Annotated in this window: 29 protein-coding genes; 18 read left to right on the plus strand and 11 right to left on the minus strand. The window is 59.7% G+C overall.

Annotation, left to right across the window (positions count from 1 at the left end):
• Positions 1-10: 10 nt before the first annotated feature.
• The 3 genes from KX729_RS13250 to KX729_RS13260 form a co-directional block, all read right to left on the minus strand.
• The gene (locus tag KX729_RS13250) at positions 11-1,723 is read right to left on the minus strand and encodes a thiamine pyrophosphate-requiring protein (RefSeq protein ID WP_219742930.1); all 1,713 of its coding nucleotides are present in this window, start codon (positions 1,721-1,723) and stop codon (positions 11-13) included.
• 41 nt (positions 1,724-1,764) lie between these two features.
• A complete protein-coding gene (locus KX729_RS13255) occupies positions 1,765-3,228 on the minus strand; it encodes an NAD-dependent succinate-semialdehyde dehydrogenase (RefSeq protein ID WP_219742931.1) in 1,464 nt (487 codons plus the stop codon).
• A gap of 138 nt (positions 3,229-3,366) precedes the next feature.
• Complete coding sequence (locus KX729_RS13260; RefSeq protein WP_219742932.1) at positions 3,367-4,158, minus strand: SDR family NAD(P)-dependent oxidoreductase; 792 nt, start codon at positions 4,156-4,158, stop codon at positions 3,367-3,369.
• A gap of 397 nt (positions 4,159-4,555) precedes the next feature.
• Between KX729_RS13260 and KX729_RS13265 the strand changes: the two genes are divergently transcribed.
• From KX729_RS13265 to KX729_RS13280, 4 genes are all read left to right on the plus strand, one after another.
• Positions 4,556-5,338 carry an alpha/beta fold hydrolase gene (locus KX729_RS13265; RefSeq protein WP_219742933.1) on the plus strand — a complete coding sequence of 261 codons (783 nt, stop codon included), beginning with the start codon at positions 4,556-4,558 and terminating at the stop codon, positions 5,336-5,338.
• On the plus strand, positions 5,335-6,495 hold the full coding sequence (locus KX729_RS13270; protein ID WP_219742934.1) for an LLM class flavin-dependent oxidoreductase: 1,161 nt from the start codon (positions 5,335-5,337) through the stop codon (positions 6,493-6,495). The genes KX729_RS13265 and KX729_RS13270 overlap by 4 nt, the downstream gene beginning before the upstream one ends.
• 257 nt (positions 6,496-6,752) lie before the next feature.
• Positions 6,753-7,025, plus strand: coding sequence for a hypothetical protein (locus KX729_RS13275; RefSeq protein WP_312990998.1), 273 nt, complete (start codon positions 6,753-6,755; stop codon positions 7,023-7,025).
• A 102-nt stretch (positions 7,026-7,127) separates the two neighbouring features.
• Complete coding sequence (locus KX729_RS13280) at positions 7,128-7,916, plus strand: DUF1194 domain-containing protein (RefSeq protein WP_219742935.1); 789 nt, start codon at positions 7,128-7,130, stop codon at positions 7,914-7,916.
• A gap of 2 nt (positions 7,917-7,918) precedes the next feature.
• Here the strand turns inward: KX729_RS13280 and KX729_RS13285 are convergent, their stop codons facing one another.
• Complete coding sequence (locus KX729_RS13285; RefSeq protein WP_281423222.1) at positions 7,919-9,082, minus strand: mandelate racemase/muconate lactonizing enzyme family protein; 1,164 nt, start codon at positions 9,080-9,082, stop codon at positions 7,919-7,921.
• Between the two features lie 125 nt (positions 9,083-9,207).
• Here KX729_RS13285 and KX729_RS13290 point away from each other — a divergent pair, with 125 nt between their 5' ends.
• Positions 9,208-10,119: a TIGR02587 family membrane protein gene (locus KX729_RS13290; RefSeq protein ID WP_246617570.1), complete on the plus strand. Its 912-nt coding sequence runs from the start codon at positions 9,208-9,210 to the stop codon at positions 10,117-10,119.
• 11 nt (positions 10,120-10,130) lie between these two features.
• Entirely contained in the window at positions 10,131-10,541 is a 411-nt protein-coding gene (locus tag KX729_RS13295; RefSeq protein WP_219742937.1) for a TIGR02588 family protein, read from the plus strand.
• An 8-nt stretch (positions 10,542-10,549) separates the two neighbouring features.
• On the opposite strand, the gene KX729_RS13300 is transcribed toward KX729_RS13295, so the two are convergent.
• On the minus strand, positions 10,550-11,113 hold the full coding sequence (locus KX729_RS13300) for a putative glycolipid-binding domain-containing protein (RefSeq protein WP_219742938.1): 564 nt from the start codon (positions 11,111-11,113) through the stop codon (positions 10,550-10,552).
• 253 nt (positions 11,114-11,366) lie between these two features.
• On the opposite strand from KX729_RS13300, the gene KX729_RS13305 reads away from it, so the two are divergent.
• The 3 genes from KX729_RS13305 to KX729_RS13315 all read left to right on the plus strand — a co-directional run bounded on the left by KX729_RS13305 (position 11,367) and on the right by KX729_RS13315 (position 13,304).
• Positions 11,367-11,897 carry a DUF992 domain-containing protein gene (locus KX729_RS13305; RefSeq protein WP_219742939.1) on the plus strand — a complete coding sequence of 177 codons (531 nt, stop codon included), beginning with the start codon at positions 11,367-11,369 and terminating at the stop codon, positions 11,895-11,897.
• A gap of 108 nt (positions 11,898-12,005) precedes the next feature.
• Complete coding sequence (locus tag KX729_RS13310; RefSeq protein WP_246617571.1) at positions 12,006-12,251, plus strand: hypothetical protein; 246 nt, start codon at positions 12,006-12,008, stop codon at positions 12,249-12,251.
• Positions 12,252-12,398: 147 nt separating this feature from the next.
• The gene (locus tag KX729_RS13315) at positions 12,399-13,304 is read left to right on the plus strand and encodes a S1C family serine protease (protein WP_219742940.1); all 906 of its coding nucleotides are present in this window, start codon (positions 12,399-12,401) and stop codon (positions 13,302-13,304) included.
• A gap of 151 nt (positions 13,305-13,455) precedes the next feature.
• Here KX729_RS13315 and KX729_RS13320 read toward each other — a convergent pair whose 3' ends face one another.
• On the minus strand, positions 13,456-14,712 hold the full coding sequence (locus KX729_RS13320) for a glycerate kinase type-2 family protein (RefSeq protein WP_219742941.1): 1,257 nt from the start codon (positions 14,710-14,712) through the stop codon (positions 13,456-13,458).
• A 153-nt stretch (positions 14,713-14,865) separates the two neighbouring features.
• Between KX729_RS13320 and KX729_RS13325 the strand changes: the two genes are divergently transcribed.
• Both KX729_RS13325 and KX729_RS13330 read left to right on the plus strand, forming a co-directional pair.
• Complete coding sequence (locus tag KX729_RS13325; protein WP_025554343.1) at positions 14,866-15,198, plus strand: hypothetical protein; 333 nt, start codon at positions 14,866-14,868, stop codon at positions 15,196-15,198.
• Between the two features lie 82 nt (positions 15,199-15,280).
• Complete coding sequence (locus KX729_RS13330) at positions 15,281-15,706, plus strand: hypothetical protein (RefSeq protein WP_312991004.1); 426 nt, start codon at positions 15,281-15,283, stop codon at positions 15,704-15,706.
• Here KX729_RS13330 and pcaQ read toward each other — a convergent pair.
• A complete protein-coding gene (pcaQ, locus tag KX729_RS13335) occupies positions 15,690-16,616 on the minus strand; it encodes a pca operon transcription factor PcaQ (RefSeq protein ID WP_025554347.1) in 927 nt (308 codons plus the stop codon). The genes KX729_RS13330 and pcaQ overlap by 17 nt on opposite strands.
• Before the next feature lie 93 nt (positions 16,617-16,709).
• Here pcaQ and pcaD point away from each other — a divergent pair, with 93 nt between their 5' ends.
• The 5 genes from pcaD to KX729_RS13360 all read left to right on the plus strand — a co-directional run bounded on the left by pcaD (position 16,710) and on the right by KX729_RS13360 (position 20,416).
• A complete protein-coding gene (pcaD, locus tag KX729_RS13340; RefSeq protein ID WP_219742942.1) occupies positions 16,710-17,501 on the plus strand; it encodes a 3-oxoadipate enol-lactonase in 792 nt (263 codons plus the stop codon).
• 8 nt (positions 17,502-17,509) lie between these two features.
• The gene (gene pcaC, locus KX729_RS13345; protein WP_219742943.1) at positions 17,510-17,926 is read left to right on the plus strand and encodes a 4-carboxymuconolactone decarboxylase; all 417 of its coding nucleotides are present in this window, start codon (positions 17,510-17,512) and stop codon (positions 17,924-17,926) included.
• Positions 17,923-18,663, plus strand: a complete 741-nt coding sequence (gene pcaH / locus KX729_RS13350; protein WP_219742944.1) for a protocatechuate 3,4-dioxygenase subunit beta — start codon at positions 17,923-17,925, stop codon at positions 18,661-18,663. Before pcaC ends, pcaH begins: the two co-directional genes overlap by 4 nt.
• A 3-nt stretch (positions 18,664-18,666) precedes the next feature.
• Positions 18,667-19,284, plus strand: a complete 618-nt coding sequence (gene pcaG / locus KX729_RS13355) for a protocatechuate 3,4-dioxygenase subunit alpha (protein ID WP_219742945.1) — start codon at positions 18,667-18,669, stop codon at positions 19,282-19,284.
• A gap of 61 nt (positions 19,285-19,345) precedes the next feature.
• Entirely contained in the window at positions 19,346-20,416 is a 1,071-nt protein-coding gene (locus KX729_RS13360; protein ID WP_219742946.1) for a 3-carboxy-cis,cis-muconate cycloisomerase, read from the plus strand.
• Between the two features lie 19 nt (positions 20,417-20,435).
• Here the strand turns inward: KX729_RS13360 and KX729_RS13365 are convergent, their stop codons facing one another.
• Positions 20,436-21,287 carry a hypothetical protein gene (locus KX729_RS13365; RefSeq protein WP_219742947.1) on the minus strand — a complete coding sequence of 284 codons (852 nt, stop codon included), beginning with the start codon at positions 21,285-21,287 and terminating at the stop codon, positions 20,436-20,438.
• A 174-nt stretch (positions 21,288-21,461) separates the two neighbouring features.
• On the opposite strand from KX729_RS13365, the gene KX729_RS13370 reads away from it, so the two are divergent.
• Positions 21,462-21,965 (plus strand): TIGR02444 family protein, encoded by a 504-nt coding sequence (locus KX729_RS13370; protein WP_219742948.1) that lies wholly within the window; start codon positions 21,462-21,464, stop codon positions 21,963-21,965.
• Here the strand turns inward: KX729_RS13370 and KX729_RS13375 are convergent, their stop codons facing one another.
• A complete protein-coding gene (locus KX729_RS13375; RefSeq protein WP_219742949.1) occupies positions 21,966-22,964 on the minus strand; it encodes an AraC family transcriptional regulator in 999 nt (332 codons plus the stop codon). It lies immediately after the preceding gene.
• Positions 22,965-23,018: 54 nt separating this feature from the next.
• On the opposite strand from KX729_RS13375, the gene KX729_RS13380 reads away from it, so the two are divergent.
• A complete protein-coding gene (locus KX729_RS13380) occupies positions 23,019-23,993 on the plus strand; it encodes an oxidoreductase (protein WP_219742950.1) in 975 nt (324 codons plus the stop codon).
• A gap of 12 nt (positions 23,994-24,005) precedes the next feature.
• On the opposite strand, the gene KX729_RS13385 is transcribed toward KX729_RS13380, so the two are convergent.
• Together KX729_RS13385 and KX729_RS13390 are read right to left on the minus strand one after the other, a co-directional pair.
• Positions 24,006-24,590: a UbiX family flavin prenyltransferase gene (locus KX729_RS13385; RefSeq protein ID WP_219742951.1), complete on the minus strand. Its 585-nt coding sequence runs from the start codon at positions 24,588-24,590 to the stop codon at positions 24,006-24,008.
• A gap of 129 nt (positions 24,591-24,719) precedes the next feature.
• On the minus strand, positions 24,720-26,441 hold the full coding sequence (locus KX729_RS13390) for a thiamine pyrophosphate-requiring protein (protein WP_219742952.1): 1,722 nt from the start codon (positions 26,439-26,441) through the stop codon (positions 24,720-24,722).
• Positions 26,442-26,498 lie beyond the last annotated feature (57 nt).

Below are 26,498 nucleotides of genomic sequence, written 5' to 3' on the forward strand. Positions count from 1 at the left end.
CGTCGCCGCCTTAATAGGAAACCATGACTTCGAGCATGGCCTGCTGGCCGCTCTTGGTCGCGGCGAGCGCTCTTTGCAGGGCTGCCGGCAGGTCTGCACCGTTTTCGACTCGTTCCGCATGGGCACCGTGTGCGCGGGCGACGGCTGCATAGTCCGGGGCCGGGTCAAGCGCGGTGATCGGCATGATGTTGGCGGTCGCAGCACTGCCGTCTGGATACATGTAAAGCGTCGAGCGGCGCACCGCATTCCAGATGCCGTTGTTGAAGACGATCGTCAGCAGCGGCAGTTTCAGCGCGGTTGCCGTCTGATGGCAGGCGACTGGGTTGGCGAACATGTAGGAACCGTCGCCGACCGTGGCGATCACCTGCCGACCTTCGCCTTGCCTCTGGGCAGCGAGCTGGGCGCCGAGCGCCGCGGTCACGCCGAAGCCGAGCCCGCCGGAAAGCGGTGTCGAGAAAAAGGCCTTCGGATGCGTGAAGTTCATGACCGACGGGTCGATGCCGAGTTCGTTCACCACGGTCGTCTTGTCGTCCATGATGTCGGAAATGCAGCGGCTGACATAGGCCGGCGTCATCGGCGAACCGTTGCCCAAGGCGGCGTGTTTGGTGGCGGCTTCCACCTGCGCAGCCTTCACCTTTGCCCACTTCTCGCGGCGTTCGGAGAAGGTTTCGCTCGCGGGCATGCGCTCGGCCATTGCCGCGGCGAGTGCCGCAATCGTCTTGTTGATCCCGCCGGCGAGTGCGATGTCGATCGGGAAGCTGCGTATAGGCACGCGGCTATGTTGCGGGTCCGGACCGATGGCGATGATCTTGGCGCCTTCCATCGGCTCGGTATGATCCGAGATCCACGGAACGGCGGCATTGATGACGAGGACGACGTCGGCTTCCTTCAGCACCTGCGTCGAGTCGCGACCGATCATCATCGGATGATCTGAGGGCAGCGCCAGGCGGGTTGCCCACATCTCGACGGTCGGCAGGGCGAACTTGTCGATGAAGCTTGAAAGCGGTTCGAAGTCGGGGCCAAGTTCCGGGCTCTGGCAGATGATCAGCGGGTTCTTCGCCTTGGCGAGCAGATCGGCGGCTTCCGCCACCAGCGCTGGATCGGCCGGGCCGTAGGTGGTCGGCGTCACGGTGGATCGCTGGCCGTCTTCGATCTTCGCGCCTTCCGCAAGTGCCTCGCGCGGCAGGCTGAGATAGACCGGGCCACGCGGCTCGCTCATGGCGATGCTCATGGCGCGGTCGATGACAATGCCCGCCTGTTCCGCATAACGCAGCTCGTAGTCCCACTTGACCACTTCGCGCACCATGCCGCCCTGGTCGAACATTTCTTGGCCCCAATGGATCGGCGAGGAGCGTGAGCCGAAACGGCCGTGTTCGGTGATCGGCGTGCGACCGGAGAACATCATGACTGGGACGTTTTCCGAGCGAGCATTGATCAGACCCATAACGGAATTGGCGAGGCCGACATTGACATGGACGATGACGCCGGCAGGCTTTGATGTCATCAGGTAATAGCCATGCGCCATGCCGACGGCGACGCCTTCATGCGGAATGACCAGCGCTTCCGGCATCTTAAGGCCGGTCTCGGACTGGCGGGCAAAGGCCTCGATGATCGACGGGAAGTCTGTGCCGCCATTGGCGAACAACACGTCGATGCCGGCGGCCTTCATGTGGGTCAGCACGGCTTCGGCGGCGAATGTGCCGGTCGGCTTTTCGTGTTTCATAATTGTAGTCCTTCTGGAAATCTTTGAAACCAATCGACCGATTACGTGATGCTGACCGTCTTCGTGACCATATAGGCCTCGACGCCCTCGATCCCGACTTCAGAGCCATGGCCGCTGTATTTCACCCCGCCGAACGGCGTTTCCGGCATGGAAATGTTGAAGGAATTGATGCCGACCATGCCGGCTTCCAGCTGGTCGGAAAGCTTAGCGATGGTCTTGTGCGAGTTCGAGAAACCATAGGCCGCGAGGCCGTAAGGCAGCTTGTTCGCCTTGGTGATGGCATCATCGAAATCGGAGAAGCGGTTCAGCACGGCGACGGGACCGAAGGGCTCCTCGCTCATGATCCGGGCGTCGTCCGGCACATCAGCGAGTACGGTCGGGGCGTAGAAAAAGCCCTCGTTGTTGACGCGGTGACCACCGGCGAGAAGCTTGGCGCCCTTGGAGGTCGCATCCTGCACCAGCGCCTCGATGGCGTCGCGACGGCGGGCATGCACCAGAGGGCCCATATTGCTCGCCGCGTCGAGGCCATCGCCAACCTTCAGCTTTGAAGCCTTGTCGGCAAAGCCGGCGCAGAAGGCTTCGTAGGACTTGGCTTGGATGAAGAACCGGGTCGGCGAGACGCAGACCTGGCCGCTATTGCGGTATTTGCGCTGCACCGACATTTCCAGCGCCGCCGCCTGATCCGCGTCGTCGAAGATCAGCACGGGTGCATGACCGCCGAGTTCCATAGTCGTGCGCTTCAGGCCTTCGGAGGCGAGCCGGATAAGATGTTGTCCAACCGCGACCGAACCGGTGAACGAGATCTTGCGGATGACCGGCGAGGCGAGCAGGTGGCGCGAGATGAAATCCGGCACGCCATACACGACGGCGATCACGCCGGCCGGCACGCCCGCATCGATCAGGCATTGGGCAACGGCCGCCGCCGCCGCCGGAGCCTCTTCGCCGGGCTTGTAGATCATCGTGCAGCCGGCGGCGAGCACCGAGCCCATCTTGCGGGCGGCATTGCCGACCGGGAAGTTCCATGCCGAGAAACCGGCAGTCGGGCCGACGGGCTCCTTGACCACCTGGAAGCGGGTCTCGCCGAGACGACCGGGGATGATGCGGCCATAGGTGCGGCGGCCTTCCTCTGCGAACCATTCCATTTCTTCAGATGCAAAATGCGTTTCGAGCCTCGCCTCGGCGATCGGCTTGCCCATTTCCAGTGTCGCGATGCGGGCGATTTCTTCCTGCCGCTCGTGCATCAGGTGCGCGGCGCGCTTCAGGATGCGGCCGCGTTCGCGCGGGCTTGTCGCACGCCACAATGGAAAGGCCCGCTGGGCGGCTTCGAGTGCGCGGTCAAGATCCTCGGCAGTTGCATGCGGCACGGTGCCGATCGGCTTTTCGGTCGCCGGGTTGACGACGGGTTGCGTTTTCCTGTCGCCGTTCTCTTGCCAGACACCGTCGATCAAAAGGCGCGCCGAAGAATATGCCTCGGAAGGGGAGGCGGGATTGGTCGCGATGTTCATGGTCGTTCCTCCGAACTCATTAGGCGAATGTCTTCGACATTCGTCGATTCAGCACCCTTTCGGGCCGGCTCCTCGTCTCCTCTTCAGAGAGGTAAAGCAGGGAGCCTGATATTGTCAATTGCAACCTTCTGCGACTGTTCAGATTGCCACGGTGCCGCCATCGATAGGTATCACCGCGCCGGTCATGAAACTCGACGCCTTCGACGACAGAAGCAGCGCCAGGCCCATGATCTCGTCGGTCTCGGCGATACGGCCGAGCGGCACGGTATCGGCAAAAGCCTTTTCGATCTCCGGTTCGCGGATGCGGCCACCGGCGATATTGGTGCGGAAGGGGCCGGGTGCGATACCGTTGACCAGCACGTTATAAGGGGCGAGTTCCCAAGCCGCCTGCTTGACGAGATTGACGACGGCGCCCTTGCTGGAGGCATAGGCGTAACCGGTCATCGGATCGGCGCGCAGACCGGCGATCGAGGCGATCGCGACGATGCGGCCGCTTTTCTGTTTCTTCATCTGCTTGGCGGCGGACTGGATGGCGACGAAGGTGGCGGTGAGGTTCACGTCCACCACCTTGTTCCACAATTCGTCGCTGACATTTTCGATCGCACCCGCTTCGGTGCGGGAATTCGGCCCACCACTGATACCGGCATTGGCAACGAGGATGTCGAGATGGCCATGTTTTTCGGCGATGCCGTCGATCGCGTTGCGAAGGGCCGTGCTGTCGGACACGTCCACCTCATGGCTCTCGGCCGAATAACCCTGGCCGTTCAGCCACTGATAGGCAGCGGCGAGCGTTTCCGGGTTGAGGTCGATGAGCGCCACATGCGCGCCATTGGCGGCGAGCGTTTTGCTGATCGCAAGGCCAAGGCCGCTGGCGGCGCCTGTGACGATTGCCACCTGGCCTTTGAGATCGAAGAGTTTTTCGGCGTGCATTTTTCTCCCTCGTATTTCGCGTTGGCGCCCGGAGCCCCCTCACCCGGCCTCCGCTCCGCTCGGCCACCCTCTCCCCGAGGGGAGAGGAGGGAATAGCGGCGTTGCAGCAACTTCCCTTCTCCCCAGCGGGGAGAAGGTGGCGGCAGGCGGATGAGGTGGCTGCCAAGCCGCAGCATTTCAACCTCAACCCCACCCCTTCAAGCCGCGCCACTTTTGTATGCAACTTCGGAAGAAGCAAGTTAGAAATTTGCTATTATCAATCAAAATTTGACAGAGTCATATTGACCCTCTCAAAAAGGTTATACAGATTGCTGTCATGCCTGCGGCGCGGAGGAGCGCTGATCGCGGCGACATCGCTGACTTGTATACCTTTACATCTTGGGGAGGATGAAAGCCGATGAGCTTTACCGAAAGTACCGAGACCATAACCGGCTGTAACGTCCGGTTCATGCGCGGCGGCAAAGGTGCGCCGCTCCTGTTTCTCCACGGATCGAGCGGCGCTGCGCGTTGGGCTCCGTTTATGGAAAAATTGGCCGAGAGTTATGAGGTGATCGTGCCCGAGCATCCTGGTTTCGGCGCGTCCGGTTCGCCGGAATGGCTGGACGGGATGTCCGACCTTGCGTTCTTCTATCTCGACGTCATCGACCATCTCGGCCTCGATAAGGTCAATCTCGTCGGTGGTTCGATCGGTGGCTGGTTGGCGGCCGAGATCGCCATTCGAAATCAGACCAAGCTCGCTTCGCTTGCCGTCGTGGCGCCAGCCGGCATTCGCGTGAAGGGTCTGCGAAAGGGCGACGTCTTCATGTGGAATGCGGAAGAGACGGCCCGCAACCTTTTCCATGACCAGTCCTATGCCGAGCAGATGCTTGCCGTCCCTCCTTCGAAGGAAGTGTTGGAGACGGTTCTCAAGAACAAGCTCACCACGGCCAAGCTCGCCTGGGAGCCGCGCTTTTACAATCCCGACCTGCACAAGTGGCTGCACAGGATTTCCGTACCGACGCTGATCCTTTGGGGCGACAACGACAAGGTCGTGCCTGCCGGCTACGGCCCGGCATGGCGCGATCTCATCCCTAATTCGCGGCTGGAAATCATCGAGAATTGCGGTCACCTGCCGCAGATCGAAAAAAGCGACCGTTTCGTCCAGCTGGTCGATGGCTTCATCCGGGAGGCAACGCGATGAAATTCTACTTCATGCATCTGATGCCCTATGCGGATCTCGATCTCTCTTACGACGAGAAGCACAATTCCGCCTGGGTGACGCTGCCGAACACTTATTTCGATCCGAAGAAGGGCCATCAGCTCTACAACCGTTATCTGGACGAGCTGGAATATGCCGATCAGCTTGGCTTTGACGGCATCTGCGTCAACGAGCATCACTCAAACGCCTATGGTCTCATGCCGATCCCTGGTGTGATGGCCGGCGCGTTGGCGCGCCGCACTAAGAACGTCAAGATCGCCGTGCTCGGCCGCGCTCTGCCGCTTCTAAACAATCCGCTGACCGTCGCGGAAGAGTTCGCGATGATCGACAATATTACCGGCGGGCGCCTGATCGCCGGCATGGTGCGCGGCATCGGCGCGGAATATCATTCCTGGGGCGTCAACCCGGCCTTCAGCCATGAACGCTTCCAGGAAGCGCATGACCTTATCCTGCAAAGCTGGACGCAGCCAGGTCCGAGCGTTTTCGAAGGCAAGCATTACAATTTCGATTATGTGAATGTCTGGCCGCGGGTCTATCAGGACAATCCGCACCCGCCGATCTGGATCCCGAGCCAGGGTTCGAGCGAGACGATCGAATGGGCAGCGCATCCGGACCGCAAATATACCTATCTGCAGACCTTCGCTTCGGTCTCCATCGTCGCGCGATACATGAAGATGTATAAGGATGTTGCCGCCGGCTATGGTTACGAGGCGACCGAAGATCAACTCGGCTGGTCGCTGCCGCTTTATGTGGCCGAAACCGACGAGATCGCCCGCAGGGAAGCCAAGGAGCATATCGAGGCCTTCTTGCAGAAATTCCTGCGCATGCCGATGGAGATGTTGCTGCCGCCCGGATACACCTCGGTGAAATCCATGGTCGGGGCGCTCTCCGCCAAGGCCGGCCATGCGATGAAGCAGACGATCGACAGCGTCATCGAAGAGGGCAAGTTCATCTGCGGCAGTCCGGCGACGGTGCGTGAGAAGCTGGAAGAATACCAGTCCCAGATCGGTTTCGGCCATCTACTGACGCTCCTGCAGTTCGGCACTTTGCCGGCGGAACTGACCCGCAAGAACATGGAGATCTACTCCAAGGAAGTCATGCCCTATCTGCGCAACGTGACGTCCAAGAGGGCTGCCTGAGTTCACAGGGACTGCGTGATGACTGGTTGAGGCGGGTGGCCGCCTCAACGGGTGGGTCTAGCGATGCGGGTAACCGCTTAACAACGGCCAACCGCAATCTCTAAAAGCTGATAGTTTTTCGGATTACGACCAATATTTCTAAATCATGAGAATTGGTAATTACTGATTTTACAGTCAAAATTCTTCCTTCTATCGAAGATACGAAGAAGAAAAGGATTCACGAATCTAAAGCTCCAAGTTAGTTTCGGAAGTGCGAAATGATCCGCATCCAAACGAAGCTAATGATTAGCGAGGCTGCTTTGAGTGAACAAAGCCGTGCCAATGAATCTGGCCATTCTATTGAACATTGGGCGATGAACCGTGCCCATCAGATTGTTGTTCATCAAGGGATGAATCTGGTCGAGGCCGCCCAGTGCCTGGATCACAAGCGTACCAATGCCAATACCTACGCGCTACGCAAGGCGATCATGGATTGCCTGATGGAGGCGCTGGCAAATGGGCCGCAGCCGGTCATGGTCGCCGCCGAGTAAAACCCTTCACTGAAAGTTGAAGGGAAGTATTCGGGCAGGAGTCGCCCTCCTTCCAACCTGTGTTACAGTTTCGTTACGACGAACGCAGTGATTGGGTTGCCGATGCTTACAACACTCGCGATGCTCATGAGCCTTTCCTCTGCAACGGCGCTGCCGACCGTTATGGCGCAGGGAAAAGGCGGCGAGGTGGATGTCGAGCTTGTCCTTGCCGTCGATACATCCCGCTCCATGGATTACGAGGAGGTGCGCGTCCAGCGCGAGGGTTATGTTGAGGCGCTCAAGCACAAGGAATTCATTGATGCAGTGAGGACCGGGCTCACCGGCCGCATTGCCATCAGCTATTTCGAATGGGCGGGTGAAGTCGTTCCGGGGTCGGTCATCGACTGGCAGATCATCGCAAACGAGCAGGATGCCAGGGCCTTTGCCGACCGACTCGAGGCGCGGCCAATCAATACACAGCGCCGCACCTCAATTTCCGCGGCTATTGCCCAAGGTGCCACGATGATCGTCGCCAATTCCTATCGCGGCATGCGCCAGGTCATCGACGTTTCCGGCGACGGGCCGAACAATTCCGGTAATCCGGTCGTGCCAGCTCGTGACAAGGCGGTCGAAGCCGGCATTGTCATCAATGGTCTGGCACTGATGCTGCGGCCCTCCGGCGCCCCCGGCGGGCTCGATAAATATTACGGCGATTGCGTCATCGGCGGGCCGGGCTCATTCGTCTTGCCGGTTCATGATATCGACGATTTCGCCATCGCGGTACGCCGCAAGCTGGTGATGGAGATCAGCGGGCTCATGCCGCCTGCAACCGTTCAGAAGACCGCCGGCAAACAGCCGATGAGCGACTGTCTGGTCGGCGAAAGGCAGTGGCAGGATCTTTTCGATCGCTGAATTTATTCGGCCAGTTCCCGCATTACCTTGATCAGGTCAGATTTGCCTTCGAAGCCGATACCCGGCAGGTCAGGCATGGTGATATGGCCGTCTTGCACCTTCACGCTGTCGGGAAAACCGCCATAGGGCTGGAAGAGGTCGGGATAACTTTCATTGCCGCCAAGTCCGAGGCCGGCCGCAATGTTGAGCGACATCTGATGACCACCATGCGGGATGCAGCGGGAAGGCGACCAGCCGAACTGTTTCAGCACATCCAGCGTCCGCAGATATTCCACGAGACCGTAAGACAGCGCGCAATCGAACTGCAGCCAGTCGCGATCAGGTCGCATGCCGCCATACCGCAGAAGATTGCGGGCGTCCTGATGCGAGAACAGGTTCTCGCCGGTCGCCATCGGGCCGGGATAGAACTCCGATAGCGCCGCCTGAAGCGAATAATCGAGCGGATCGCCGGCCTCCTCGTACCAGAAGAGGGGGTAGTCCCGCAGCATCCTGGCATAGGCGATTGCCGTTTCCAGGTCGAACCGGCCATTGGCGTCGACGGCAAGCCTGGCATTGGGGCCGATCTCGTCGAGCACAGCCTCGATGCGACCGCGATCTTCGTCGATCGAGGAGCCACCGATCTTCATCTTCACGACATTGTAGCCGCGGTCGAGATAACCGCGCATTTCGGCGCGCAGCTGGGAATTGTCCTTGCCGGGATAATAATATCCGCCGGCGGCATACACGAAGACCTTCGGATCGGCCTCGCGGCCGAATTTTTCCGCCAGTAGCCGGAAGAGTGGCTTGCCAGCGATCTTGGCGGTCGCGTCCCACACCGCCATGTCGAGCGTACCGACGGCAACCGAACGCTCGCCGTGGCCGCCGGGCTTTTCGTTGATCATCATCGCCGACCAGATGCGCGAGGGATCGAGATTGTCGCCTTCGTCGTTCAGCAAAGTCTTCGCATCGGCTTCTAGCACTCGGTTGCGAAAGCGCTCACGGATCAGCCCGCCCTGGCCATATCGGCCGTTGGAGTTGAAGCCGTAACCGATGACCCGGCGTCCGTCGCGAACCTGATCGGTTACGACTGCCACAAGGCTCGCGGTCATCTTCGAGAAATCGATATAGGCGTTGCGGATCGGCGAGGCGATCGGCTTGGTGACTTCGACAATATCGATGATGCGCAAGGTGTGTCCTCCGATTTGCGACGAAACTAGAGAGTGGTTGGCTCTCTGGCGAGAGGCCATGGAACATTTTCGCTTCTCTGCGGGTTTCCGTGCGCTTGTTCGGTACAGCTGTGAGGAGAGCGGATTTGGGGAGCGTTGCTGCCGAGGGTGGCCTCAGGGAGGAACCGCGCTCTTTCCTGATCGGTCTTGGCCGGGGAGCGGCAGGTGCCATGCTGTTCGGCATCCCGATGCTGATGACGATGGAGCTGTGGCAGCTCGGTTTCTATATCGAGCGCTACCGGCTTTTTCTTCTGCTGGTTGCAAACATTCCGCTCCTGGTTTTACTCGCGGACCGCGTCGGCTTCGAGCGAACCTCGACATGGCGGGAGGCTTGGCGGGATGCGACCATTGCCTATGCGCTTGGGATCGTCATGAGCGCGGCGATCCTCGCATTGTTCGGCGATATCAAGCTGGATACTCCGTTTTCCGAAATGCTCGGCAAGATCGCGATCCAGGCGGTGCCGGCCAGCATTGGCGCATTGCTTGGCCGGTCGCAGCTCGGTGGATCGTCAGGTGACGATGAAGAGGACAACGAAGCCGAAGGGGCCGACGGGAACGATGAAGACAAGGGTGATGGCGGCGATGCCGTGCCGGACCAGTTGTCGACGAGCTATAGCCGTGAGCTTTTCCTGATGGCTGTCGGCGCGCTTTTCCTCAATCTCAACGTCGCGCCGACGGAAGAAGTGATCCTGATCTCCTACAAGATGACACCATGGCATGCCTTGGCGACGATCTTCGTTTCGATCGCCATCATGCACGGCTTCGTCTACGCCGTCGCCTTCAAGGGTACCCATGAACTGCCGGAGGATACGCCGTGGTGGCACGCTTTCTTCCGCTTCACCCTGCCGGGTTATATCGTTGCGATGGCGATCAGCCTCTATGTGCTCTGGACCTTCGGTCGGCTGGACGACACCGCGCCCACCCAGATGCTGATGTCGGCAATCGTACTTGCCTTTCCGGGCGCAATCGGCGCCGCCGCCGCCCGCCTCATGCTGTGACGAGGAACCAAATGACCGAAATTTCCCGAAAGCAGCCTTCAGAAACTGAGGACCCGCACTGGATCGAGTGGGCCACTGGAATATTCTCCGCCGTGCTGGTCGTGGGGATGATCGGATGGGTCGGAGTCGAGGCCATCGTGGAAGAGGATCAACCGCCGGAGTTCGGCATCGCGATTACCGGTGGCAATGCTATTGCGGGCGGCTATCGGGTGGAATTCGACATCGCCAATCGCGCCACCCGCACGGCTGCCGCGGTCGTTGTACGCGGCGAAATCCTCGATCAGGGGAAAGCGGTCGAAGATGCCGAAGTCACCTTCGATTACGTTCCGGCCCAGTCGAAATCGTCAGGCGCCATGTTGTTCTCGGCAGAGCCGGGGCAGCGGGAGGTGCGCATCCGGGCGGTCGGTTACAGCGATCCATGACGTGCCGGTCAGTTCGGCGGCGTCATCCGTTCGAAAAGATGCTGGTAATGAATGACGAGGCCTTCCTCATCGACGACCAGATCAGCCTCGAAGCCGCGCGACAGACCGAGATCAACATAACGCAGCCGATCCGGTCCCTGCCTGTCGTAGCGTTGGCTGGAGCGGGCAACGGTCAGGGCCAGGCCATCAATGAAGGCGGTGCCGAGAGGTAGGCTCGCATTCTGCGTGTTCGGCGCGCGACGGATCGGAAAGGTGTTGCAGAAGGGTGTGACGGAAAGGTCAGGTTCTTCGGCGCCGTCGAGATCGGGCCGCGGCAGGCCGTCCACATGCCAGCCGGCGCCGACGCGCTCCAGATGCAGCATGTCGTGCCCACCGGCATTCCAGCGCTCGACCGTCACGGACTGCGCCCGCCAATCAGGCGAAAGCCGCCAGCGATGATCGAGCCGAAAACCACCGTCCTCAAGGCAGAGTACGGTGGAACTTGCTTTTACGCCGTCCGGTTCGATCGAAAGCTCAAGCCGCTCGAAACCCTCGATATCAGTCCGGCGCCAGAAGAGAATGGATGTGATCATCGGCAAAACTCCTCCCAAAGCCCCGCGCCTCCCAACGGGAGTTCCGATTGCGAATTGCTACTTTAGCGGTACTGCTTCAATAAGGCGCGAAAGGCTTCCCGACCGTGCTCACATTCGCTGCTTAGGCTGTGACAATTCGTGAGATCGTTGCTGCGGATCATTCTTCTGCCACATGCGTTTACGAACGCTGCCATAGCCGGCTCGGTTTTTGAGTCTCTTCAACCGGCGGCGAAAGAATATAAGGAGTACAGGGATGAAGAAGATTGTTGCCGTGGCGCTTGCCGCCCTTCCGGTGATTTCCAGCGCCGGTGTGGCGTATTCGGCCGATATGGTCCGGCGTGATCGCGTGCCGGTCTATCAGGAGTCCGATCAGCGCGGCGGCGTTCGGATCGGTTACCTGGATTGCTCGATCGGCGGCGGCGTAGGTTACGTTCTCGGTTCCGCCAAGGAAGCTGATTGCGTCTTTACCTCAACCATCGGCAGCGAACCACTCGACCGCTATTCCGGCGTCGTTCGCAAGATGGGCGTCGATCTTGGCTTTACCACCCGTTCGCGGTTGATCTGGGCCGTATTCGCCCCGACCGCCGGTTATCATCATGGTTCGCTCGGCGGCCTTTACCAGGGAGCGACCGCTGAAGCCACGTTGGGCGCCGGCATTGGTGCCAATATCCTCGTTGGCGGCACGTCAGGATCCATCCATTTGCAAACGGTAAGCGTGACTGGTCAGCTTGGCCTCAACCTTGCAGCCACCGGCACGTCCGTCACGCTGACGCCGGAAGGCTAAGATTTTACCGCACGGCCTCTTCCCGCTTCGGGAAGAGGCCGTAGGTGAACCTGAGATGAGCGGGCATTTCAGGAGGCGTTCACGGCGCAGGTCTATTTTCCCGACCCCATGACCGATATGAATAAACCATTCCCTGCCGCCATTGCGGCCGCCGAATTGGCCATTGAGGTTGATTGGAGCTTGGCGCCTGCTCATGCGCGCTGGTGGGCCGTCGATGAGGACGGCCGGGCATATTGGTATTGTGTACCCGATATAGCCCGTATGAGTTCGTTCTGGTTCTCCGATCAAATCCCGGCGCCCACTTTCGGCTTTGCCGGAGACTGGCGTATCAGTCTCGTTGAACGGCTGAAGTAGAAGCGATCGCGCCTCGGGCGCGGTCGTCTCCACCCCTTGCGGGCGCGCGTTCGCATTCATACTTTAAGGACGTGATACCGCTCGGACTCGCAGCCCGGAAACGGAATGTTGCAGGTTTCGGGCTTCTGTTGCTTCAGGATTTGCGTCATGGATATCGAAAAGATTTTGCGGTCCGTTGTGGCCGTCCGCGCCTCCATCCCCGAGAATGCCTTTACTGCGAACACGCTTGGCACCCGACGCGAAGGTTCCGGCGTCGTCATTCGCGAAAATGGTCTTGTTCTGACCATCGGTTATCTCATTACCGAAGCGGATGAAGTTTGGCTGACGCGCCATGACGGAAGCGTCGTGCCCGCGCACCCGATGGCCTATGATCAGGAAAGCGGCTTCGGCCTCGTGCAGGCGCTGGCGCCACTCGAGCTGCCGGCGCTCGAGATCGGCGATTCCGACAAGACTACCCTTGGCGAGCCGGTCGTCTTTGCCGATGGTGAAGGTGAATACGTGCGCGGCAACATCGTCGCGAAGCAAGAGTTTGCCGGTTACTGGGAATACCTGCTGGACGAAGCAATCTTTATCGCTCCGGCACATCCCTCGTGGGGCGGCGCGGCGCTCATCGATGCGGAAGCCAAGTTGATCGGCGTCGGTTCGCTACGGCTGCAGATGAGCAAGGGCGGAGAAATCGCCGACATCAACATGGTCGTGCCGATTAATCTCGTAAAACCGATCCTCGATGATCTGCTTCATCAAGGCCAGTATAATCGTCAGCCTCGCCCGTGGCTCGGCGCTTTCTCCGCGGAAAGCAATGGCGAGGTCGTGGTCATGAGCGTCACCGAAAACGGCCCCGCCGCCAAGGCCGGCCTGAAGAGCGGCGACGTCATCTCGGAAATCCGCGATGGCGAAGTGGACGGGCTTGCGGATTTCTACCGCAAGATCTGGGACAGCGGCGCGCCGGGCACGGAAATCCCGATGCGTGTGCTGCGGGACGGGCGTGAGGCATGGTTGAGGGTCAAATCAGCGGATCGGAACGATTTCTTGAGGAAGCCGCAACTGCAGTGAGAAGCGGTTCGGTGCCTCCTTTTTCACTTTATAAGGAAGATGTCAGCGAAGCCGACAGATAGAGAAAAACACTCTAACGTCGAATTTGCTGACTTTCCCGCTGTCGCTGTTGGCGACATCTATCTAGCAAAAGGTAAGAGTGGAGTTTACCTCACCGTACCAAAATTGCTCGGAAATCGTTGACATTCGTACCCGTCGGCCCGGTTTCGTAAACGTCGCCGATAGCCGAAAATCCGGAAAAGCTATCATTGCCGTCCAGTAGTTTGCGGCCATCCAGTCCGGCCACGCGAATTCTCTTTGCCGAGGTCCCATCGGCAAATGCGCCGGCATTGGTTTCCGAGCCGTCGATGCCATCCGTATCCGCTGCTAGCGCTGTAATCGTGTGACCATCGATCGCCAGCGCAAAGGCCAAAGCGAACTCTCCATTGCGACCACCTTTGCCGCCTTTGCCGCGCAAGGTCACCGTCGTCTCCCCGCCGGAAAGCAGAACGGCAGGCTTGGCGAACGGTCGGTCACGCTGCGCGACTTCACGGGCAAGTGCGGCATGTACCAGCGCCACATCGCGGGATTCGCCTTCGACTGAGTCCGACAGAATATAAGGTGTGACGCCATTTTCACGGGCCACTTCGGCTGCGGCCTCCAAAGAAACGCCTGCGGAAGCGATGACGAAATGTTCGTGGCGGGCGAAAATCGGATCGTCCGGCTTCGGCGCATCGGCCGCCGGAGAATTGAGGTGAGCGATCATCGCTGCCGGCAGTTTCAACCTGTATTGTTCCACGATCGCCAAGGCATCCTGTCGCGTCGTGGCGTCCGGGATGGTTGGGCCGGAGGCAACAAAGGCCGGGTTGTCGCCTGGGATATCGGAAACGATCAGGCTGACGACGCGGGCTTTGGTGGCTGCCGCCAGCCGCCCGCCCTTGATCGTCGAGAGATGTTTGCGAACCACGTTCATGGCCGAGATCGGCGCGCCGGAGGCTAGCAGCGTCTCATTGAGCGCGATTTCATCCTCCAGCGTCAATCCTTCGGGTGGAGCCGGCAGCAATGCCGAGCCACCGCCGCAGATCAGCGCAATGAGCAGGTCGTTTTCGGAAAGGCCGGACACGGTCTCCATCAGCCGCTTTGCGCTCGCAAGACCGGCAGCATCCGGCACCGGATGCGACGCCTCCAGGATTTCGATGGACTTTGTTTCGCAGCCATAACCGTATCGGGTAACGACCACGCCCGACAGTTCGCCATTCCAGACGCTTTCAAGTGCTGCAGCCATCTGGGCGGCGCCTTTTCCCGCGCCGATTACGATAGTGCGCCCGTTTTTGGGTGGAGCGGGGAGGTACTTCCGGATACCGATCAGCGGATCGGCGGCCTTCACGGCGGCGGTAAACATCGCCTCCAGCAATTCGCGATCCTGCATGCGTCTTCTCCTCTTATCCCGCGCGGCCCTTTCGATCACGGTGGGTGACACTCGTCAACCGGGCTTGATCGGCGGTCAGGAATTCAACCGGAACAAAGCGAGTGACTGTCGGTTGTCTTCACGGGCTCACGGAAACGAAGGAGCGAACATCCCATGCCTGAACATCTGAAAGAAGCCGGTTACCCTGGTCAAATCGAGATCGAAGGAACTCGGTCGCCGGTCACTTACAAACTGAATGCCCGCAAGGACAATGACGGCGCCTATCACGTAGCTGTCAGTCTGACCGCGCCGCGTGACTGGCTGCTGAAGCAAGGATTTCGCAACGAGGCAACCTTGGTCCGCGTCGGCGGCGTCCAGATGCCGGTGCATTTCGAGGAAACGCTCAATGTCGCCGACAATATTTCGGTGACGCTGCAGGCCGATGACGCCGTCATCTCGACGATGGATGAGCTGAAGAAGAAGTTTCCGGAGCTTCGGGCGAATTAGCGTATTTGCGCTTCTGCATCATAATCTATAAGGCGAGCCTGGCTGATCGTGGCCGGGCTTTCGACATTTTACGTGACGGATCGTGCAAGACGCAGGGCAACAGACGGAACGTTCATGCGGCTCCTGCACGCTGTGTTGTCGGCTGCCTGAAATCGACGCCCTGTCCAAACCTGCCGATACCTGGTGCATGCACTGCACAGGTCAGAGCTGCGCCATCTATGCGGATCGCCCGCAACTCTGTCGCGATTTCCTCTGTCTCTGGATGACCAATCCGGCGCTCGCTGATACCTGGCGCCCATTGACTTCGCATATGCTCATTTATGCGCAAGGGCCACAGATGACGGTATTGGTCGACCCCGACCATCCGGACGTGTGGCGTCACGAACCCTGGTTTTCCGGCCTTCAGCAGATAGCAAAAGATGTCGAACTGGAAGGCGGCTATCTCATCCTGTTTTGCGGCGACGAGGTGGTGAGGATTGAACCTCCCAAGTTCAGCGTGCCGGCATGATCTCGGCCGCCGCCTGGCGGATCGTTTGCATCAATATCGCCAGTGGCGTTGATGGGGCCGCATCCGCACGGATCGTCAAGCCGACCGGGCCGCGTGTCTCGCTCGTATCGATCGGCAAGGTGGCGACCGTGCCATCCTCGATATCGGCTGCCACGACGCCGGCCGAAATGATCCAGATACCATCGCTCGCCCGCACGAAAGCTCGGCCGAAGGCATCGGACACGGTTTCCACTTGCGTCGGTAGGCTGGCGACACCATTGGCGATCAGGAACTGCTCGACAGATGGCCGAATGATCGACCCGCGCGATGGCATCAACACGGGATAATCCGCAAAGCCGTCGAAGATCGATTGTTTCGTCTCAAGCAGTGGATGGCCGGCGCGCACGGCGAAGACGACCTGTTCGGAATAAAGATGCTCGAAGGTCAGCCCCGTCATCTTTTCCGATGGAGCAAGGCGGCCCACCACGAGATCGAGATCGCCAATCCTCAATTGCTCCATCAAGACGGCATTATCGCCCGTTACGATCTTCACGCGACTGCCGGTCTTTTCGTTGAGGAATGCCGACATGGCGCGCGGCATGATGCGGGTGGAAACGGTCGGCAGCGCCCCCACGCGCACCGGAGGTGCAGCATCGAACAGCTCCTGCGAAACGGAATCCATGCCTTGCCGAAGTGCAGTCAGTGCCGCCCCCGCATGTCGCAGGAAGACTTCACCATAGCGCGTGATGCGAATGCCGCGACCCTCGCGCTCGAAAACCGAGACGCCGAGCGCCTCTTCCAGCTCGCGAATGGTCTTCGTTACGGCCGGCTGGCTAACGTTCAGGATTTCGGCTGCCTTGACCACGCTTTTCTGACGCGCGACCTCGACGAATGTATGCAGATGCCGAAACTTGACTCGCGAGTTGATCAAGATCAAATAACCCCACGGTTAGGAGACTAGGCTGAAATATCATTTTACCTAACCGGAAACCGGTGTAATTGATAGTCGGAGGAGGATGCGCGGATGCAGTTTGTACACATTAATGGAGTTGTGATCCATTACGACATCTGTCGCGCCGATGACGAGAAGCCGGTTCTGGTCTTTATCAACTCGCTCGGTACCGATAGCCGCATCTGGCATCATGAACTGCCGAAACTCGCCGACGATTTTACCATCCTCATCTATGACAAGCGCGGTCACGGCCTGTCCGACTTGGGAAATCCGCCGTATGTGATCACCGATCACGTGGCCGACCTTGCCGGTCTGCTCGATCATCTTGAGCTTTCGAATGTTATCGTCTGCGGCCTGTCTGTCGGCGGATTGATCGCCCAGGGTCTGTATGCATCGCGGCCGGACCTCGTGAGGGCGCTTGTTCTCTCCAACACGGCGCACAAGATCGGTACGGCTGAGATGTGGGCGACGCGGATTGCCGCCGTCGAGAAGGACGGGATCGGCAGCATCCTCGACGCGATCATGACGCGCTGGTTCACTGCGCCGTTTCGCAAGCCGGAAAATGCCGCTTACCAAGCCTATTGCAACATGCTCGTGCGCCAGCCGACCTTCGGTTACAGCGGCACCTGCGCTGCGATCCGCGACGCGGATTTTACTGAGGAAGCCAAGAAGATTGCCGTGCCAGTTCTTTGCATCGTCGGTCGGGAAGACGGCTCGACCTCACCGGAGGTCGTGAAGTCTCTCGCCGACCTGATCCCCGGCTCGCGCTACGAAATCATCGAGGGTGCGGCGCATATTCCGTGCGTTGAAGCCCCGGCCGCCCATGCCGCGCTCATCCGCGGTTTTGTTGATCAACTGGATTGAGGATAGATATGGCCGAAAATTCCGCGCCATCGGGACGGTTCCAGCAAGGCATGCAGACGCGCCGTTCGGTGCTCGGCGATGCGCATGTGGACCGTGCAGAGGCGAACAAGACCGCATTCGACCAGCCCTTTCAGGAAATGATCACCGAAGGTGCCTGGGGCACGGTGTGGTCGCGTTCCGAATGGACGAAGCGCGAGCGCTCCATGGTGACGATCGCTCTTCTGGCCGCGCTCGGCCATCACGACGAAGTCGCCATGCATATCCGCGCTACCGCCAATACCGGTGCGACGCCGGAAGATATTCGCGAGGCGCTGATGCATGTGGCGATCTATGCCGGCGTGCCGGCTGCCAATCATGCCTTCAAGATCGCCAAAGCCACCTACGCAGAAATGGACGCCGCAAACGCCGCGGGAGAGCAGAAATGAAGAACACCCCCCCAGAAACGACCCCCTTTTTCGCCCGCGACCGGGAATGGCATCCGCCGGCATTCACGCCGGGCTACAAGACCTCCATCCTGCGCTCGCCGCAGCGCGCCCTGATCTCGCTCGAAGGCACCAAGAGCGAGATCACCGGCCCGGTCTTCGGCCATAACATTCTCGGCGAATTCGATAACGACCTGATCGTCAACTATGCCAAGCCCGGCGAGATGGCGCTCGGCGAGCGCATCCTCGTTTACGGCCGCGTGCTGGACGAGCGTGGCGTCGGCATTCCGGGTGCTCTGGTGGAGTTCTGGCAGGCGAATGCCGGCGGCCGGTACCGCCACAAGAAGGAAACCTATCTCGCCCCGCTCGACCCGAACTTCGGCGGTTTCGGCCGCACGATTACCGACGAGAACGGCGGATACGTCTTCAAGACGATCAAGCCCGGCCCTTATCCGTGGCCGAACGGCGTCAACGACTGGCGTCCGGCGCATATCCACTTCTCGGTCTTCGGCCACGGTTTTGCCCAGCGCCTGATCACCCAGATGTATTTCGAAGGCGATCCGATGATCTGGATTTGTCCCATTGTGAAGACCATTCCGGATGAGAACGCCATCAAGGGCCTGATCGCGGCGCTGGACATGCAGAACACCATTCCGCATGACATGCGTGCCTACAAATTCGATATCATCCTGCGCGGCCGCCGCTCGACCTTCTTCGAGAACCGCAAGGAAGGGAACTGATCCATGGTCCAGCCGCTCACCTATTTCAAGGAATCCGCCTCGCAGACCGCCGGTCCGTATGTCCATATCGGCTGCACGCCAAACTTTTCCGGCATTACCGGCGTCTATGACAAGGATCTCGGCTCCGGTTCGATGGTCAACGACCAGACGCGCGGCGAGCGCATCACCATCCGGGGCTTCATCTATGATGGCGTCGGCACGGCGCTCAAGGATGCGATGATCGAGATCTGGCAGGCGGATGCCGACGGCTATTACAACAGCCCGTCGGAAACCCGCGGCAAGGCCGATCCGAACTTCTTCGGTTGGGCACGCCAGCCGGGCGACATGAATACCGGCGAGTTCGCATTCGAGACGATCAAGCCCGGCAAGGTGCCGTTCCGCGACGGTCGTCCGATGGCGCCGCATGTCAATCTCTGGGTCGTCGCTCGTGGTATCAACCTCGGCCTCAACACTCGCATGTATTTCTCTGACGAGGAGGAAGCCAATGCAGTTGACCCGATCCTGTCGCGCATCGAACACCGTGTCCGCGTGCCCACGCTGATCGGCAAGCGCGAGGGTGATACGGTGACGTTCAACATCCATCTTCAGGGTGAGAACGAGACGATCTTCTTTGACATCTGAGGCGTGGGTCACCACGATTCATTTGAATTGAAGAATCAGAGGTGCGGCCTCGGGAGTAGATATGAGCGTCTCGGCTTTCGAGCATCCGTTCCTCTCCGGCCTCGTTGGTGACGACGAGGCCGGACAGTTGTTTTCGGCAAAAGCCGAGATCGATGCCATGCTTGCTTTCGAGGCGGCATTGGCCAAGGCCGAAGCGGCGTTCGGCATAATTCCCGCCGATGCGGCAGAGATGATTTCGACTGTCTGTAAAACTTTCGAGCCTGATATGGCTGGCCTTCGTAGAGGCACTGGCCGTGATGGCGTTGTCATCGCCGAACTTGTCAAGCAGTTGAGAAGCGCTGTCGCCGCACAGCCTGGCGGTGCCGACGCGGCAAGCCACGTGCATTTCGGCGCGACAAGCCAGGATGTCATCGATACGGCGCTGATGATCCGCCTCAAGCAGGCATCTGCTATCTTTGTCGCACGACTTGCCGCTCTCGAAAAAGCTTTCGCGTCTGTCGATGCCACGTTCGGCTCCCGTGTCCTGATGGGCCATACTCGCATGCAGGCGGCAATCCCCATCACCGTCTCGGACCGCATCCGCGCCTGGTCAGAGCCGCTGACCCGTCACCGCCTCCGTCTGGAGACTTTTTCGCAGACTGGATTTCCGGTGCAATTCGGCGGTGCGGCTGGCACGTTGGAAAAACTCGGCAACAAGGCCGCGGCGGTGCGCAATGTACTGGCCGACGAGCTATCCCTGGTCGATGCGCCGCAATGGCAGAGCCAGCGCGATCGCCTTGCCGAATTCTCGGGTATTCTCGCCATGATCTCGGGCTCGCTCGGAAAGATGGGGCAGGATATAGCGTTGCTCGCAGAAATGGGCGGCGAAATGCAGCTTGCGGGCGGCGGGAGCTCTTCTGCCATGGCCCACAAGCAGAACCCGGTGGCAGCTGAAGTACTCGTCTCGCTGGCACGGTTCAACGCCGTGCAGCTTTCCGGCATGCAGCAAGCCATGGTCCATGAGCAAGAGCGGTCGGGCGCCGCCTGGACGCTGGAATGGCTGATCCTGCCATCGATGGTGATGGCGACAGGCGCGTCGCTGCGTCTGGCGGCAGAACTCGTCGGCAACATCCGCTCGCTCGGTCGGGACTGAGCCGCAGCCGAATGAGGGACTAGCGCGAATCCTCCGTTGCGCCGATGACGATCGAGAGAAGCATGTCGTTGAATTCCCAGAAGTCCTCGAACTCAAGCTTCGGCTCTTCTGCATCCGTCCAGATGGCGATCGGAGTGGCTTTGGCGACGGATGTATCGTTCAAATCGATCAACCCGGTAATGCCTGCACCATTGACGATCGTCTCATAGACCAGCGCGGGATTGGTCTTCGCAACGAAACTGTCATACCAATCGGCTTCTCCATAAGCCTGCGCCGCGGAGGCAACCGTTTCCATTAGGTGTAGCGGTCGCAACCCATCTCCGCCGACATCCGTGATGCCATCGAAGATTGTTCTATACAGATTGGATAATGCCTCGGGGGCTCGCTCCAGGAAGATGCGGTTCTTCTCTTCGACCATCACCAGCGGTGAGGGCGAGTACGAGAGGAAAGAGTAGAGTTCGCCTTTCGATTTGCTGTCGATAGGATCGATGCAATTGAAGACGCGGGCGAAGCGTCGCTCTCCATTCCTCGGTGCAAGGCGGATAACAAAGACATCGCGTGTCACCTCCCGCAATATCCTTGCAGTCCGCGGCAGGATCGGTTCGATCAGCGCGAGTTCTGCCGGCATATGCCGAAGGCGAACGGCGTGATCAGGGGAAAGATATCCCACCCAGTGGGCGGGTATATCCGGATCCGGACCTGTCACCGTCACAGCTTGCGGATCCACCCATTTGCGAACGTCTTCAAGATCAAACTGCTGCTGGATGCTGGTAAGAGTCCATGCGTGAGCTTCGGTCGCTGTTACTTTCCGGCCGCCCGAAAATAGGCCAGCCAATGCGGCAGCCATCTTGAAGAACTCGCGTCGAACCATGGAAAACATCTCCAGCCCATGTTGCGGGATATGGAGCGTCTTCGCCGTTTCGCCAACGTTCTCTCTTTTTTCGGAGAATCGGACCGCCAATTATGTGCGGTGATCGACTCTTGTATGCGCTATCTCATTTATCGCAGTAGCAGTTGGTTTTGGGCGATCCAAAGGAGTCAGAAGATGAGCCATAGCCACCAGGGACTTTGGGATTTCGCGCTAAAGCTCTATGCAGCGCCGGGTGTTGCCGAAGCCTGTCTTGTCCTGCAGGACGAGAGTGACGTGGATGTGCCTGTCCTCTTGTTCTGCGCCTGGCTTTCGAAGAACGATGTCATACTGACTGCAGCCGAGATCGCCCGTATCGACGGATTGGTGAAGGAATGGCACGAGACTGTCGTCAAACCGCTCCGCGCAGTCCGCCGTCTCTTGAGAAAAGGGCCGGCGCCCGCTCCAACCAAGGAAACTGAAACGCTGCGGAACGGTGTGAAGGGCGTCGAGCTCAGTTCCGAAAAGATCGAGCTGGCGGTGCTGGAAGCTGAAGGCAACGCTCTCATTGCTGCTGACATGCCACGGGGCGAAAACATCGCCAATCTCGCTCGGGCTCTTTTTCACTATCGCAGTGCAGAACCCGATGCAGCAGCGGCTGGGGCGCTTTCGACAATCGAGCGAGCGCTGGCTGCGCTCTGATCAGGCCACGTCGGCAAAGTCTTCCTCTTCCGGCAACACCTCGTTTCTGGCGGCAGCGCGATAGCGGTTCGGCGCAAGCCCGACAATCCGCTTGAAGGCGTTGCTGAAGGCGCTTTCTGACGTATAGCCGAGTGAAAGGGCCACCGCCGAGACAGGCTCGGAACCGTCCCGCAACGCGCGTTCGGCAAGCCGCATCCGCCAGTTGGCGAGATAGGTGAGGGGGGCAACGTTCGCGACTGTCTTGAAGCGTTCTGCGAAACTCGTCCGCGACATGCCGACAGCCCTCGCAAGGTCGCCAAGTTGCCAATTGCGCGCCGGGTCTCCATGCATGAGCCGGATCGCCGGTGCTATCTTTTCGTCGCCGATTGCCTTCAACCAGCCGGGCGACAATGGTTCGGCATTGTTGATATAGGCGCGCATGACCTGCACGAAGACAAGCTGGGCCAGTTGCGCGGCAGCACAGGCGGCGCCCGGGCGTTCCGCATCCATCTCGCGCGCAAGCTGCGTTAGAAGCCAGCCAATGACGCCGGCTTCGGGCGCCGTTGCCTTGATGTGAATGACCGGCGGCAGGCTGTCGAGCAAAAGGTCGATACCGGCGGCGTTGAAGGACACGTGCCCGCCTACTGCATGGTATTCGTCCGCGCTGCCAAGCCGGGCGGTGCGGCCGATGGTTTCGCGAAAGAGATCGACGGCTAGCACCTCCGGCGCGGTGAGATCGCTGGCGATCACGAAGGAATGAGTGCCTTTGAACAGGACTGCATCGCCAGGTTCGAGCCTGATTGGCTCAAGGCTGGCATCGTCGAGAACGAGCCATGCCGTGCCCTTTACCACTGCATTGAACTTGATCTTGCCCGGTCTTGGAAAGCGGATATTCCATGCGCCTCCGGCGAGGAGCGTGCCTGAAACGGCAGATTCCGCATTGATGAGGTCGAGGGCGTCAGAAAGAGGATCGGATAACATTTTCGGACGATCGCGCAAGAAGGGCGGATTTGCAAGCATTCATCGTCCGGTAACCGCAAGATAAAAGTTCCCTCGAAAAGGAGGAGACAGATCATGACTTCCATTCAATCTCCCATCGGCTCCGGATTTTCCGCTGCCAACACGACGGCGGATGTTATCAGCAGCATCGATCTCACGGGCAAGAACGTGGTCGTCACCGGTGGTTATGCCGGTCTCGGCCTGGAGACTGTTCGCGTGCTTGCCGGGGCTGGCGCGAGCGTAACGGTGCCGACCCGCGATCCGGCACGCGCTGAGCAGGCACTCGGCGGTATCAGCGGCACCGCAATCGAAACAATGGATCTGATGGACCCGGTCTCGATCGACGCCTTTGCCCAAAAATTGCTCGCGCGCGGTGAGCCACTGCACATCCTCATCAACAACGCCGGTATCATGGCGAACCCTTTGACGCGCGATGCCAGGGGCTACGAATCCCAGTTTTCGACCAATCACCTTGGTCATTTCCAACTGGCCGTGCGCCTGTGGCCGGCATTGAAACAGGCGGGCGGCGCCCGTGTCGTGGCACTCTCGTCGCGCGGTCACAAGCGCGGCAGGATCGATTTCGACGATCCAAACTTCACGGCTCGCATGTATGATCGCTGGACCGCCTATGGCCAGGCAAAGACCGCCAACGCGCTGTTCGCGCTACATCTCGACAAGCTTGGCGAACCACACAACGTGCGCGCCTTTTCGGTCCATCCGGGCGGCATCATCACCGGACTTGCCAAGCACATGACGCAGGACGAAATCCGTGCGGTGGGGGCGATCGATGAGCAAGGCAAGCCGGTTCTCGACCCTTCAAAAAACATGAAGACGATCGAGCAGGGTGCGGCAACCACGGTGTGGTGCGCCACCAGCCCGAAGCTCGCCGGCATGGGCGGTGTCTATTGCGAGGATTGCGATATCGCCAAGGGACTGGCCGCGGATTCGACCGACCATCTCGGCGTCATGCCATGGGCATACGATGCCGAAGCTGCGGAGAGGTTATGGGCGCTCAGCGAACGCCTGACCGGCGTCCGCTTCATCGCTTGAGATGTTCCGATATCAGGGTTGGCCCGGTGAATCCGGGCCTTCTTTCCAGCGCTTGACCATCGGCAGGTGGATGTCGAACAGGTCAAGCGCCCGGCCGACCGTCTGGGTCACCATCTCGTCGAGCGTCTTCGGTTTGGAATAAAAGGCCGGCACGGGCGGCATGACGATCGCGCCATTGCGTGTCGCCTGGTCCATCAAGGCGATATGGCCGGCATGCAGCGGTGTTTCCCTAAACAGCAAAACAACGCGGCGACGTTCCTTGAGGCAGACGTCGGCAGCGCGGACGATCAGTTCGTCATTGTAGCAATTGGCGATGCCGCTCAGCGTTTTCACCGAACACGGCGCGACCAGCATGCCGGCGGTGCGGAACGATCCGGAGGAAATCGCGGCGCCGATATCCTTGTAGTTATAGAGCACGTCGGCAAGGCCCTTGATCTCCTCGGCGCTCATGTCGATCTCGTCGATGGCGGTACGGAAGGCGGAAGGCGAGATAACCGCATGCGTTTCGATATCCTCAACCTCGCGCAGAAGCTGGAGGGCGCGAACGCCATAAACGACCCCGGAGGCACCCGTGATGGCGATGATGATGCGGCGCATGTCTTCCTCGTTTCCTCCATTTCAAGCCAGCTTTGCCTCGCTGGCCGCAGGACCTTCCTTATGTCGTATTGACAGACAAAGCCAGCCCTCGATGTCCCCCGGCGATGACGACAACTTCTGCGCTTCGGCTCAAATGATCCTGATCTCGACGAGCGCCTGCGTTTTCTCTTTCGTTACGTGCTCGATCGCGCGTTCCAGCACCGGGAGCAGTTCGTCACCGCGTTCTACTTTGGCCGTCCACGCCCGGCTGGCCGAAGCTACCTTCGTAAAATCCGGTGATGGGGCGAGCGAAACGAGCGGCATGTCATTGGATTTTGCCGCATACCCGTTCGGATAAACGCCGAGCACAGATTGGCGCACCGCGCCCCATTCGGTATTGTTCAGGACCAGCACGAGCAGGGGGATTTCCATCGCCTCGGCAATCTGGTGGCAGGCGACGGGGTTGGAGAACATGTAGGATCCATCGCCCATGGTCGCGATGATCAGTTTTTCAGGGGCCGCGAGTTTCATGCCAAGCCCGGTCGGGAAGGACCAGCCAAGGCCGCCCGAATGAGGCTCCTGATACCAGGAGCCATGTTCGCGCAACGTCAATGGCTCCAGAGGTGCGCCGAGTTCGGACAGCACGGTGGCGTTTTTGCCGTCAATCGCCTTGGACAGGCAAAGACTAACGAATGCTTTGGTCATTCGTTCGCTATCGCCAGCCGCAGCTTGCCTAAGAGCTTCATCCCGCCGTTTCATGGCTGCGGTTTTGACCGCCTCGCGGCGACGGTCACGATCCCTTGTCGTTTCAGCAAGATGTGCTTCGGCAGCGTCAGCAAGCGAAATGATAACTTCCGCGGTATCGCCGACGAGCGCTAGATGGCAGGGGAAATTGCGGACGGGAAAGCGGGAGTAGAGCGGATCCTGGCCGATATGGACAACCTTGCAACCGTCCGCCAGCGGGTGAATATCCGGCGACCATGGTGCCAGACAATCCAGCACCAGAACAAGGTCGGCTTCTGCCAGCCACCTAGCCGGATCGACGCCGACAGCCATCGGGTGGTCCGTCGGAACACCGAGCTGGACCGCCCAATACTGGCAAACGGGAATGCCCCAATCGAGCGTCAGCTTTGACAGGGCTTCAAACCCTTTCTCGCTGCCCGCACCTCGTTGGCTAATGATCAAAGGCCGTTTTGCGTTGCGCAGCATGAGTGCAGCTACCTCGATATCGGCAGCGCGAGGTGCGGACGTTGCCGAGGCAATCGTGCCTGGGCGCTCAAGCTCTTTGGACGGGCAAGGTTCACACAGCACCTCTCGCGGAAGGCTGAGATAGACCGGTCCGCGTGGCGTCGAGGTCGCGATCGCATAGGCCCTGTCGATGATTTCAACGGCCTGTTCGGGAAACTTCAGTTCGTAATCCCATTTCACCGTTTCGCGGATCATTGCTGTCTGGTCCCGCATTTCCTGGCCCCAGCCGATGGGCACCGTACGGGCGCCAAGCCGGCCCTTTTCGGTAACCGGCGTGCGGCCGGAAAACAGCAGCATGGGAATATGTTCGGTCGCAGCGTTGATCGCGCCGATCGCACAGTTTGCCAGGCCGACATTGGTATGGGCCATCACCGCCTGGGCGCGACCGGTCGCGAGATAATAACCATAGGCCATGCCCATGGCGGCATTTTCATGAGGAATGACAACGGCTTTCGGAAGCGGAATCTGCTTTGCCGCGGCCTCCGCCAATCCTTCTATGATCGGCGGAAAGTCCGTACCGGAATTGGCAAAGATGTAATCAACGCCAACCGCTTTCAGTCGGGCCAGAATGGCACCGCCAGCGGTGATTTTGTCACCGGCATCACCTGCAGCTGCTGCGGTCATGAACTCTCCTCCATAGGGAAAATGCGCAACGCCGTTCCTCTCATGCGGTGCGCAAAA

Origin of the sequence: Neorhizobium populisoli (assembly GCF_019430945.1) — a bacterium.
Taxonomy (GTDB): Bacteria; Pseudomonadota; Alphaproteobacteria; order Rhizobiales; family Rhizobiaceae; genus Neorhizobium; species Neorhizobium populisoli.

What these genes read in the sequence shown, in the direction of transcription:
- KX729_RS13250 (WP_219742930.1), bottom strand. Translation starts at nt 1,723, where the DNA reads ATGAAACACGAAAAGCCGACCGGCACATTCGCCGCCGAAGCCGTGCTG.
- KX729_RS13255 (WP_219742931.1), bottom strand. Translation starts at nt 3,228, where the DNA reads ATGAACATCGCGACCAATCCCGCCTCCCCTTCCGAGGCATATTCTTCG.
- KX729_RS13260 (WP_219742932.1), bottom strand. Translation starts at nt 4,158, where the DNA reads ATGCACGCCGAAAAACTCTTCGATCTCAAAGGCCAGGTGGCAATCGTC.
- KX729_RS13265 (WP_219742933.1), top strand. Translation starts at nt 4,556, where the DNA reads ATGAGCTTTACCGAAAGTACCGAGACCATAACCGGCTGTAACGTCCGG.
- KX729_RS13270 (WP_219742934.1), top strand. Translation starts at nt 5,335, where the DNA reads ATGAAATTCTACTTCATGCATCTGATGCCCTATGCGGATCTCGATCTC.
- KX729_RS13275 (WP_312990998.1), top strand. Translation starts at nt 6,753, where the DNA reads ATGATCCGCATCCAAACGAAGCTAATGATTAGCGAGGCTGCTTTGAGT.
- KX729_RS13280 (WP_219742935.1), top strand. Translation starts at nt 7,128, where the DNA reads ATGCTTACAACACTCGCGATGCTCATGAGCCTTTCCTCTGCAACGGCG.
- KX729_RS13295 (WP_219742937.1), top strand. Translation starts at nt 10,131, where the DNA reads ATGACCGAAATTTCCCGAAAGCAGCCTTCAGAAACTGAGGACCCGCAC.
- KX729_RS13300 (WP_219742938.1), bottom strand. Translation starts at nt 11,113, where the DNA reads ATGATCACATCCATTCTCTTCTGGCGCCGGACTGATATCGAGGGTTTC.
- KX729_RS13305 (WP_219742939.1), top strand. Translation starts at nt 11,367, where the DNA reads ATGAAGAAGATTGTTGCCGTGGCGCTTGCCGCCCTTCCGGTGATTTCC.
- KX729_RS13310 (WP_246617571.1), top strand. Translation starts at nt 12,006, where the DNA reads ATGACCGATATGAATAAACCATTCCCTGCCGCCATTGCGGCCGCCGAA.
- KX729_RS13315 (WP_219742940.1), top strand. Translation starts at nt 12,399, where the DNA reads ATGGATATCGAAAAGATTTTGCGGTCCGTTGTGGCCGTCCGCGCCTCC.
- KX729_RS13320 (WP_219742941.1), bottom strand. Translation starts at nt 14,712, where the DNA reads ATGCAGGATCGCGAATTGCTGGAGGCGATGTTTACCGCCGCCGTGAAG.
- KX729_RS13325 (WP_025554343.1), top strand. Translation starts at nt 14,866, where the DNA reads ATGCCTGAACATCTGAAAGAAGCCGGTTACCCTGGTCAAATCGAGATC.
- pcaD (WP_219742942.1), top strand. Translation starts at nt 16,710, where the DNA reads ATGCAGTTTGTACACATTAATGGAGTTGTGATCCATTACGACATCTGT.
- pcaC (WP_219742943.1), top strand. Translation starts at nt 17,510, where the DNA reads ATGGCCGAAAATTCCGCGCCATCGGGACGGTTCCAGCAAGGCATGCAG.
- pcaH (WP_219742944.1), top strand. Translation starts at nt 17,923, where the DNA reads ATGAAGAACACCCCCCCAGAAACGACCCCCTTTTTCGCCCGCGACCGG.
- pcaG (WP_219742945.1), top strand. Translation starts at nt 18,667, where the DNA reads ATGGTCCAGCCGCTCACCTATTTCAAGGAATCCGCCTCGCAGACCGCC.
- KX729_RS13360 (WP_219742946.1), top strand. Translation starts at nt 19,346, where the DNA reads ATGAGCGTCTCGGCTTTCGAGCATCCGTTCCTCTCCGGCCTCGTTGGT.
- KX729_RS13365 (WP_219742947.1), bottom strand. Translation starts at nt 21,287, where the DNA reads ATGGTTCGACGCGAGTTCTTCAAGATGGCTGCCGCATTGGCTGGCCTA.
- KX729_RS13370 (WP_219742948.1), top strand. Translation starts at nt 21,462, where the DNA reads ATGAGCCATAGCCACCAGGGACTTTGGGATTTCGCGCTAAAGCTCTAT.
- KX729_RS13375 (WP_219742949.1), bottom strand. Translation starts at nt 22,964, where the DNA reads ATGCTTGCAAATCCGCCCTTCTTGCGCGATCGTCCGAAAATGTTATCC.
- KX729_RS13380 (WP_219742950.1), top strand. Translation starts at nt 23,019, where the DNA reads ATGACTTCCATTCAATCTCCCATCGGCTCCGGATTTTCCGCTGCCAAC.
- KX729_RS13385 (WP_219742951.1), bottom strand. Translation starts at nt 24,590, where the DNA reads ATGCGCCGCATCATCATCGCCATCACGGGTGCCTCCGGGGTCGTTTAT.
- KX729_RS13390 (WP_219742952.1), bottom strand. Translation starts at nt 26,441, where the DNA reads ATGACCGCAGCAGCTGCAGGTGATGCCGGTGACAAAATCACCGCTGGC.